The organism is Streptomyces sp. NPDC056883 (genome assembly GCF_042788835.1).
Taxonomy (GTDB): Bacteria; Actinomycetota; Actinomycetes; order Streptomycetales; family Streptomycetaceae; genus Streptomyces; species Streptomyces stoeckheimensis.
The window spans coordinates 1-10,047 of the sequence record NZ_JBHUBS010000022.1; the positions used below are offsets into that span (position 1 = coordinate 1).

The following is a 10,047-nucleotide window of genomic DNA, read 5'->3' on the forward strand; positions in this document are numbered from 1 at the left end:
TCAAACGCCGGACGGCTGAAAAGCCCCTGGGGCTCCGCCCCAGACCCCGCGCCTCAAACGCCGGCGAGGCTGAGATTGCCCCCGGTCCGCGAACGCCGGGGGTCGCCGGACATGGCTCCGGGGCCGCTGGGTGGCGGCCCCGGAGGGGTGGGCGGGGTGGGTTAGAGGTACGGGCCCGAGCGGACTGCGCCGTGGGGGCCGTCCTCGTCGTCCTCGTGGGAGGAACCGGGCGGGAGGGCGCGGCGCATCTGTTCCAGCTGGGCCCGCGCCGCCATCTGCTGCGCGAACAGGGCCGTCTGGATGCCGTGGAACAGGCCTTCCAGCCAGCCCACCAACTGGGCCTGGGCGATCCGCAGTTCCGCCTCGGACGGGATCGCCTCCTCCGTGAAGGGAAGGGAGAGCCGCTCCAGTTCCTCCACCAGCTCGGGAGCCAGGCCGTCTTCCAGCTCCTTCACCGACGCCGCATGAATGTCCTTGAGACGGACCCGGCTGGCCTCGTCCAGAGGTGCGGCGCGTACCTCTTCCAGGAGTTGCTTGATCATGCTGCCGATCCGCATGACCTTGGCGGGCTGTTCGACCATCTCCGTCACCGGGACCTCGCGCGACTCGTCATCGGCGCCGCCGACCGGCATCCCGTCCTGCCCCACGATCAGGCCGTGCGGGGGGCTGTCCTGCGACCGTTCACTCCTCGGCATCTCCATGCCGTCATTCTCTCGCACACCTTCGTATTCACTCGGTGTGCCCCCGCACGGGCGTGATCCACCCTGTGCGGGGGCACCAACCGGCACCGGAATTTTCAGGCCTCGCGGCGGGCCAGTGCTCCGCTGGAACGGGTGACCAGGGCCGCCAGCAGGGCCGCGCCCAGCGGGACGACGATCAGCAGGCCGCCCAGCGTGGTCCACGGCACCGAGATCGGGATGTACGGAACGGCCTCGGAGGCGGCCGAGAAGCCGTTCTCGATGCCGTTGCGGACCAGGTCGGCCGCGGCCCGCCGTTCGGTGAGCCGGAGCCCGACCGCCGGCAGGATCCCGGCCGCCGAGCCGAGGACCACGCCCATCAGGGCGACCACCCCGCACTGGAAGCCGCTGAGCGTACGCCGTACCCGCGGCGGTGCACCGACGGCGGCCAGGGTCTTCAGGTCGCCCTCGGCGTCCGCCTGGGCCAGGCCGGTGGCGATGCCGGCCGCGCCGATGGTGACCAGGCCCGCGAAGACGGTCAGGACGAGCATGACGAGGCTGTCGCCGCCCTCGTAGCCCTTCTCGATCCGCAGGTTGGTGTCCATGCCCAGCTTGTCGAGGGCTCCTTCGAGCCGCTGGCGCTTCTCGGAGGTCGCGTCGCCGCCGAGGGTGAAGTACGAGCCGAAGGGGACGGAGGCGATCCCGGCGCTCTTCGCGGCGGCGGGCGGCAGCACCAGCTCCACGCCGTAGCCCTTCACCGATTCCGGCAGCTGGTACGCGGCGAAGACCTTGTCCTGGCCGGGTCCCGGCTCATCGGGGGCGGACCCGGGGGCGGGCTCGGCCCGGCCCATGATCAGCCGGACGGTGACCTTGTCCGCGAGCACGTTCTGCTTCTTGAAGGAGACGGCCTTGCCCGCCTTCAGCGCGGCCGCCGCGCCCGGGTCCTCGACGGCCAGGACGGACAGCAGCTTCTCGTCGGCGACGACCAGGGAGTTCTGGACCCCGAAGCGGCCTTCCTGGCAGCGCCAGTCGTTGCGCAGCTCCTTGCGCTGGGCCAGCGTGAACGAACTCGGGCCGTTCTCGGCCCCGTAGAGCGGGCAGCGCTGCGCCTTCGGGATGATGATCTCGGCCCGCCCGCAGTCGGGGCTGTCGCCCCACGGGGCGCAGCCCGGCTTGCCGACGACGGGACGCTCCACGTCGGCCCGTACGGCCACCGGGAGTTCCTTCGACAGGGTCTCGCGCATCGCGGGCACGTCCCGGTACGCCGTGAACTCGTTGGTCTCGATCAGCCCGGCGCCGAAGGGCAGGGCGGCGACGTACTCGTGCCGGGCCTGGATCTCCTTGCTGTGCTGGTACGTGGCCACGGCGACGGTGCCGGCGACGGCGGCCAGCACGGCGGCCACGGCCGGTGCCGTACGCCCCCGGTTGCGGACGGCGTCGCGCAGCGCGAGGCGGGGCGACAGCGGCAGCCACCGGCCGGCCCGGCCGAACAGGCCGACCAGGGTGGGGGTGAGGGCGACGACGCCGAGCTCGGCGATGGCGCTGCCGCCCGCGACGACGGTGGCGCCCATCTTGGAGACGGAGCCGAACAGGGCGATGGCGGCCCCGCCCGCGATGGCGATCAGGCCGAGGACGGGCAGCACCCGGTTGGCCCGGCGCACGCCGCGGCGGCCGGTGAGGGAGGCCAGCACGGTCTGCCGGGAGGCGTTGACGGCCGGGACGATCGCGGCCAGCAGCCCGGTCAGGACGGCGAGCAGGCCGATGGCGAGCAGTTCCAGCGGGCGGACGTCGAAGTGGCCGAACCGCTGGCCGATGGCCCCTTCCAGCACCGGGCGGAGCCCGACGGTGAGGGCGATGCCGAGGGCGGTGCCGCTGACGGCAGCCGCGGCGCCGATGACGAGGCCGCCGGAGAGCACGATGGCCCGGATGTGCCGCCGGTCACCGCCGTTGGCGCCGACCAGGCCGAGCTGGCGGCGCGAGCGCCGGGCGCCGACCGCGAAGGCGGGTCCGGCCAGCAGGCAGATCTCCAGCATGGCGAGGCCGACGACGGTGGAGACGATCGCGAGTTCGGTGGTCCCGATCATGGAGCCGGGCCGCCAGGCGTCCCGGGGCTGCTCCGTGTAGAGCGGCACCTCGGAGTCGGCCGGCGGGTTCAGCAGGACGGCGCGGGACTCGACGAGGAGGCGCTGCTTGGCGTTGGTCTCCTTGACCATGTTCCACGTGAAACCTTCGCCGCCGACCTTCACCAGGTACTCGTCCTGGGGGCTCATTCCCATGCCGCCGGCGGCCTTCAGGTCCCGGTCGAGCGGGGCCAGCAGGGTGCCGGGCGGGGCGAGGAGCTGCGCCGACTTCAGGGCGTCGGGCAGCTCGTAGACGCCGACGATCTTGTACGAGGTCTTCGACTCGCGCGGGGTCACGCTGGAGCCGAGGAAGTACCCGGACTCCTCCAGGAAGGCGCCGGTGGCGAGGATCTCGCCCGACCCCTGCGGCAGCCGGCCGCGCTCCAGCGTCCACAGGCCCTTGACCAGCGGGCTCGCCGGGTCCACCTCGCGCAGTTCGGTGTCCAGGATCCCGTACCGGGTGCGGACCTTGGCGTAGGAAATGCTGTCCTTGACGGACTGGGATCCGGCCGGGAGCTGCGGCGCGGCGGCGGCCTGGTCCGGGCCGCCGGCGCTCGGCTGGTAGTCGTCGTATCCGCCGACGGGGGCGTAGCTCTGCGCGTCGGGGGACTGGTAGATGGGCGTGCCCATGTGGGGGTCGCGCACCTTGGCGTCGGCGGCACCGAGCACCCGTACGGCGCGCTGCTCGGGGGAGAGCTCCGAGCTGCGGATGGTGAGGTCGACGGCGCTCACGCCGACGATCGGCAGGGCGATCATGGCCAGGACGAGGGCGCTGCGGCCCTTGGAGCGCCAGGCGTCGCGGCGGGCTATCCGGATCGCCGCGATCCAGGAGTGGTACGAGGAGATCACTGAGCGGCCGCCTGCCCGGAGAGCAGGGAGTCGGCCTGGCTGCGCAGGGTCTCGTCGACGACGCTGCCGTCGCGCAGGAAGACCACGCGGTCGGCCCATGCGGCGAAGCGCGGCTCGTGGGTGACCAGGATGCCGGCCGCTCCGGCGTCGCAGCGCGAGCGCAGCAGGGCGAGTACGGACTCCCCGGTCTCGGAGTCCAGGGCGCCGGTCGGCTCGTCGGCGAGGACCAGGCGGCGGTCGCCGACCAGCGCGCGGGCGATGGCCACGCGCTGCTGCTGGCCGCCGGACATCTCGTCGGGGAAGCGGTCGGCGAGCTGTCCGAGGTTCATCTCCTCCAGGGCCGCGAGCGCGGAGACCCGGGCCTTGCGGGCGGAGACGCCGTCGAGTTCGAGCGGCAGGGAGACGTTCTCGGCGGCGGTGAGCGCCGGGATCAGGTTGTAGTCCTGGAAGACGTACCCGATGCTGCGGCGGCGCAGGGCGGCCAGCTGCTTGCGGCTCGCGGTGGTGATGTCGGTGCCCTCGACGATCACCCGGCCGCCGCTCGGGGTGTCGAGTCCGCCGGCGAGGGTCAGCAGCGTGGACTTGCCGGACCCGGAGGGGCCCATGACGGCGACGAGTTCGCCGGGGTACACGGAGAGGTTGATCCCGCGCAGGGCGTGCACCTCGGTGGCGCCGCTGCCGTGGGTGCGGACGAGCTGGTCCAGTTGCAATACGGGCTGGTCGGGCATGAAGGGTTCCCCCCTGGGACGTGGAGCGGTGGTTCAGACCCGCCGCGTGCGGGCGGTACGGGAAAGAGACCGGTCGGTGGTCGTGGGCGTGGTCGGGACGGTGGGGGCCGGGGCGGTCCCGGAGGGCTCGGCGGGGCGGTGGCCCGCGCCGCCGTGGCCCTCGGGCGGTTCGGCCTCCGCCGGTGCGCGCTCCCCGCGCGCGGACAGTCGTACGAGCCGGGACTCGCAGTGGTCGAGCCAGCGGGCCTCGGCCTCGGTCTGGAAGATCAGCTGTTCCAGGACCAGCAGCCAGGCGATGTCGTCGCGCTCGCCGGAGCGCCCGCTCTCGATGGCGGCGAGCGCCTGGGCCTTGAGCCGGGTGTAGTCCTGCATGGCCTGGACGGTGGCGTGCCGCTGGGCCTGGATGACCGCGCGGATGTCCACGCCGGGTGCGCCGACGGCCATGGCGAGCTTGATGGCGAGCTCGTCCCGGGGCGGGTTGGCCCGGTCGACGGGACGCTCGTACCAGGCGTGCAGTTCGTGGCGGCCGGTCTCGGTGATGGCGTACAGGGTGTGTCCGGCGGTGTCCGCGCCGCCGGGCTCGACGAGGCCGTCGCGCTCCAGACGGGCGAGCGTGGTGTACACCTGCCCGACGTTGAGCGGCCAGGTGGAACCGGTGCGGGACTCGAATTCGGTGCGGAGCTGAGAGCCGTACCTGGGGCCCCGTTCCAGCAGGGCGAGAAGGCCGTGGCGGATCGACATACTCAGTATGTATACCGAGTATGTACCTCACCGCAACCATCCTGGGGCCTACGTCCCAAGGGGGACCCGGAGGTCGGGGCGGGGGCTACGCGCCCCGGCGCAGCCGCATTCCCATGAACCCGAGACCCAGTCCCATCAGGGCGAATCCCGTTCCGAGCGGCAGTATGTGCGCGGCCAGATCGGCGGCCCGCTCGTTCGGCTCGGTGCCGAACGCGCCGACCACCGGGTTTGCCGGAGGGACGGAGGGGATCGCGGGAACCGGCAGGACCGGCTCGGTGCGGGGGTGTGCCGGGACGGGGCGCGCGGCGAGCACGGTCTCGGGATTGGCGGGCTCGCCCACCGGCCGCCCGGGCCGTTCCCGCCCGGCCCCGGCGGAGCTCCCGGCGAGGTCCTCGAAGGCCCGGTCCGCCACGTCGGCCGCGGGCGCGGGGTCGTTGGACGACACGGCGACGGGGGTGGCGGGGGCGCCGAAGGGGGTGAACGCGGAAGCGGCGAGAGGGGTGAGGACCGCGGCCTGCGCAGGCGCCGTGACCAGCAGCGCGGCGGTTGCCATCGCTGCCCCGGCGGTCCAGCGCAGCGCGCGGGCGTAGGTCACGGACTCAGATTTACATAACCGGACAAAACCGGCATCCCGTACAGGCCGTTCGGGATGCCGGGTCGTCTAAAGGGTCAGGGTGTTCAGAAGGTCGGGTTCTTCACGGAAGCGGAACCGCACAGGCGCCGGTAGCCGGCGTCGTTGAACGCCGCGGCCTCCACGCCGACCCTGTCGATCCCGCGCTTGTCCTGGAGGGTGGTCTCCCAGGTCTGGCTCTTGCCGGCCCCGCGCTTGTTGAGGCGCCAGGGCCAGTCGTGCGAGCCGCCGTGGTGGTCCAGCGTGTAGAGCCGGATCCCCGCGACGCGGGCGTCGTCCGAGGTGTCCACGGACGTGAGCTTGACCTGGAGGAGCGTGGAGCCGTTCAGCCACGTCCAGTCGGCGCTGCCGTAGGCGCCGACGGTCTCGCAGCTGGACGAGGCCCCGGCGGCCGACGCGGGCGAGACGGCGAGCGCGCCGGCCGCCAGTGTCGCGGCGGCGCCGGTGAGGAGACGGAGGAGGGTGCGTGTGCGATCGCGTGCGGGGTGGTGCAACAGGACTCCCGAGGTGCGGCGGGTGTGACCTGCGCGTATGTATCAGAACCGGCGCACGGCGGGCCAACTCGCTTCACCCTTACGGGGTGTACTCCTCCTCCGGCTCCTCCTCCGGCTCCGCCTCCGGTTCCTACTCCGGGTCGCCGGTCGAGATCCACAGGGTGAAGGTGGTGTTCTTCGGGTCGATCTCGTCGTTGCCCGCGGGCTGCTGCTCCACGATGGTCCCCTCGCCGTAGACCGCCTCGTCCTTCGGCTTCGGGGTGTACTTCCAGCCGGCGGCCCGGATGCAGGCCTTCACCGAGACCTCGTTCATGTACCGGAAGTCCGGTGCCACCACCTTGGCGGGGTCGGTGCCCTTCCGGGCCTCCTTGCACTTGGACTCCTCGATCGTCCGCGTGAGGTCCGGACCCTTGTGCCCGGTCTTCGCCGGGGCGGACGCCGAAGTGGAGGAGCCCGGCGTGGCCGGCCCGGCCTTGTCCTTGTCGCCGTCACCGCCCATGTTCAGCACGGCGATCAGCCCGCCGATGGCCACCAGCGCCACCGCGATGGCTCCGATCACGACCGGGTTCTTCTTCTTGCCGGCCCCGCCCGCGGCCGGGCCGTGACCGCTCTGCCCGCCCTGCGGCGAGATCGTGTACGGCGGCGGGGTCGCGGTCGAGTACGGCGCCGGAGTCGGGGCCGAGTACGGCGCCGGGGTCGGGGCCTGCTGGTGCTGCTGGTGCTGCTGGTGCTGCTGCGGGTACCCGTACGCCCCGGACTGCGGCGCCGGAGGCGGCGTCGGCGCGTACGCGGACGGCACCGGGGTGTGCGGCGCCTGGTACGGCTGCTGCACCGAGTGCGGCGGCGCCTGCAGGGCGGAGTCCACCGGAGGGAACACGGCCGAGCCGAGGCCCGCACCGCTGTTGGTCGGGTGCGCGCCCGGGACGATGACCGGGGCTCCGGTGTGCCCGGCGCCCGCCACCCGCGCGACCTCGTCGAGCATGGCGGCGGCCGTGGGGAAACGCTCGTTCGGGTTCTTCTTCAGGGCCCGCGCCACCAGCGCGTCCATCGCCGGGGTGACCGAGCGGTTGATGGAGGAGGGGGCGACCGGCTCCTCCTGCACGTGGGCGTACGCCATGCCCAGGGCCGAGTCCGCGACGAAGGGGACGCGCCCTGTCAGCAGCTCGAAGAGCATGATGCCCACCGAGTACAGGTCGGAGCGGGCGTCCACGGCCCGCCCGAGCGCCTGCTCGGGGGAGAGGTACTGCGGGGTGCCGACGACCATGCCGGTCTGCGTCATCGAGGTGACCCCCGACTGCATGGCGCGCGCGATGCCGAAGTCCATGACCTTGACCACTCCGCGCCGCGTCATCATGACGTTGCCCGGCTTGATGTCGCGGTGGACCAGCCCCATTTCGTGGCTGCTCTCCAGAGCCGCCAGCACATCGGCCGTCACCTTCAGCGCCTTGTCGGCCGGCATGGCCCCGTACTGCCTGATGTCGCCGTCCAGGACGGAGCCGAGCGGCTGCCCCTCGACGTACTCCATGACGATGTACGGCATGACCGCGCCGTCGGCGACCGAGGGGTCCGCGAAGGACACGACGCCCTCACCGGTGTCGAAGACCGAGACGATGTTGGTGTGCGACAGTTTCGCTACAGCCTGGGCCTCGCGGCGGAAGCGTTCGCGGAAGGACTGCTCGCGTCCGAGCTCGCTGTGCAGGGTCTTGATGGCGACCTGGCGGTCGAGCGCGGAGTCGTAGGCGAGGTAGACGGAGGCCATGCCTCCTTCGCCGAGCAAGTCCCTCAGCTGGTAACGGCCACCGGCCAAAGAGCCGCCCGCGTACTGGCCCTGAGTGCCGTCCTGGCTCATGACTGTTGCTTCCCCTCGGGATTGTCCATACGCCTCTGGCTGAGCGCATGTCGGCCTCAGTCTGCCGGAGGGCAAGCACACGTCAAGCCAGGTTCCCGTTCCGTGACCACAAGGCCACAGGGGGTCCACAGGCGGCGCATGGGGGGTCCTTGTCCGAACGGTGACCGGTTCCGAGGCTGTAGCGTTCGTCGGAGCACACGATGAGGACCTACCGCTGAGCGGCGGCCGAGACAGACGACGGTGAGGACTGATGGCACCCGAACCCGAGGGAAGCGGCGCCGGGATGGCAGAGGGTCCTGAGCACTGGGGCGCGGGCGGCCTGGTGGGTGACGGCCGTTACCGGCTGACCCACCGTCTGGGCCGGGGCGGCATGGCCGAGGTCTTCGCCGCCGAGGACGTCCGGCTGGGCCGGACCGTCGCCGTCAAGCTGCTGCGCCCCGACCTGGCCGAGGACCCGGTGTCCAAGGCCCGCTTCACGCGCGAGGCGCAGTCGGTCGCGGGCCTCAACCACCATGCCGTGGTCGCCGTGTACGACTCGGGCGAGGACCGGGTCGGCCCGAACGTCGTCCCCTACATCGTCATGGAACTGGTCGAAGGTCGCACCATCCGCGACCTGCTGATCAGCGCCGAGGCCCCGGGCCCCGACCAGGCGCTGATCATCACCTCCGGCGTGCTCGAAGCGCTCGCGTACTCGCACCAGCACGGCATCGTGCACCGTGACATCAAGCCCGCCAACGTGATCATCACGGACACCGGCGCGGTCAAGGTGATGGACTTCGGCATCGCGCGCGCCCTGCACGGCGCGCAGTCGACGATGACCCAGACCGGCATGGTCATGGGCACGCCGCAGTACCTCTCGCCCGAACAGGCCCTCGGCAAGGCCGTGGACCACCGCTCCGACCTGTACGCGACGGGCTGTCTGCTCTACGAACTGCTCTCGCTGCGTCCCCCGTTCACCGGGGAGACCCCGCTGTCGGTGGTCTACCAGCACGTGCAGGACGCGCCGATCCCGCCCTCGCAGCTGCCGGAGGGAGGCCAGATCCCGCAGGAGCTCGACGGGCTCGTCATGCGCTCCCTCGCGAAGGACCCGGACGACCGGTTCCAGAGCGCCGAGGAGATGCGCGGGCTGGTCCAGTACGCCCTGCAGATGCTGCACGACCAGGGGGCCAACACCGGCACCTGGAACACCGGCCCGGTCACCATGGCGCTGCCGCACGGGCGCGGCCCGGCGCAGACCACCGCGATGGCGACGCCCGGCCAGGGGCAGCCGCAGTACGGCGCGCACTCCAACACCTCGCAGTTCCAGCAGCCGATGGTGCCGCCGCTGAACCCGGACGACGGCTCCGCCTACCCCGGCGGGGGCGGCAACGGCCACGGCCAGGGCGGGAACGGCGGCTACGACGGCTACGACGACCGCTCCGGCGGCGGCAAGTGGAAGCTGTGGCTGTTCGCGATCCTCGCCGTCCTGGCGGTCGCGGGCGGCGTGGCGTACGCGGTCGACAACTTCGGCGGCACGAAGGACCCCAAAACGGGCCCGAGCTCGCCGGTGAGTTCCGCGTCCTCCTCGGGCGGTGCGTCGCCCGAGAGCCCGGCGCCGGAGACCTCGGCGTCCAAGTCGGCGCCGGAGAGCTCGTACTCCTACTCGCCGCCCACGACCCGCAGCAAGTCGCCGACGCCGAGCTACTCGTACTCGCCGTCGCCCACTCCGACGCCGACGCCCACGCCGACGCCCACGCCGACCCCGACGCCCACGCCGAGCCCGTCGAAGTCGACGTCGCCGAGCCCGTCGAAGACGCCCGAGGGCAACGGCATCGGGGACGACGGAGAGTAGCCCCGCACCATGCCGAACGGCCCGGGGGGGGGGCTCCTCGAGAGAAGGCGACGAGAAGGGTTCGCTCCGCGAGAAACAAACCAAACAAAGAGGGGGGGGCGGGGGGGTTTGCTGTCCCCTCCCCCGC

8 protein-coding genes are annotated in these 10,047 nt (G+C 72.3%); 1 reads left to right on the plus strand and 7 read right to left on the minus strand.

Going from position 1 to position 10,047, the window contains the following annotated elements; translation table 11 throughout:
* Window positions 1–161: 161 nt before the first annotated feature.
* The 7 genes from ACFRU2_RS35605 to ACFRU2_RS35635 form a co-directional block, all read right to left on the minus strand.
* On the minus strand, window positions 162–701 hold the full coding sequence (locus ACFRU2_RS35605) for a bacterial proteasome activator family protein (protein ID WP_112446705.1): 540 nt from the start codon (window positions 699–701) through the stop codon (window positions 162–164).
* A gap of 95 nt (window positions 702–796) precedes the next feature.
* On the minus strand, window positions 797–3,646 hold the full coding sequence (locus tag ACFRU2_RS35610) for an FtsX-like permease family protein (protein ID WP_382980151.1): 2,850 nt from the start codon (window positions 3,644–3,646) through the stop codon (window positions 797–799).
* Window positions 3,643–4,374: an ABC transporter ATP-binding protein gene (locus ACFRU2_RS35615; protein WP_382980152.1), complete on the minus strand. Its 732-nt coding sequence runs from the start codon at window positions 4,372–4,374 to the stop codon at window positions 3,643–3,645. Before ACFRU2_RS35615 ends, ACFRU2_RS35610 begins: the two co-directional genes overlap by 4 nt.
* A gap of 33 nt (window positions 4,375–4,407) precedes the next feature.
* Window positions 4,408–5,115: a PadR family transcriptional regulator gene (locus ACFRU2_RS35620; protein WP_382980153.1), complete on the minus strand. Its 708-nt coding sequence runs from the start codon at window positions 5,113–5,115 to the stop codon at window positions 4,408–4,410.
* Window positions 5,116–5,200: 85 nt separating this feature from the next.
* Complete coding sequence (locus ACFRU2_RS35625; RefSeq protein ID WP_382980154.1) at window positions 5,201–5,710, minus strand: hypothetical protein; 510 nt, start codon at window positions 5,708–5,710, stop codon at window positions 5,201–5,203.
* An 83-nt stretch (window positions 5,711–5,793) separates the two neighbouring features.
* Window positions 5,794–6,240 (minus strand): hypothetical protein, encoded by a 447-nt coding sequence (locus ACFRU2_RS35630; protein ID WP_382980155.1) that lies wholly within the window; start codon window positions 6,238–6,240, stop codon window positions 5,794–5,796.
* Between the two features lie 130 nt (window positions 6,241–6,370).
* Entirely contained in the window at window positions 6,371–8,089 is a 1,719-nt protein-coding gene (locus ACFRU2_RS35635) for a protein kinase (protein WP_382980156.1), read from the minus strand.
* Window positions 8,090–8,339: 250 nt separating this feature from the next.
* Between ACFRU2_RS35635 and ACFRU2_RS35640 the strand changes: the two genes are divergently transcribed.
* Entirely contained in the window at window positions 8,340–9,920 is a 1,581-nt protein-coding gene (locus ACFRU2_RS35640; protein WP_382980157.1) for a protein kinase, read from the plus strand.
* Window positions 9,921–10,047 lie beyond the last annotated feature (127 nt).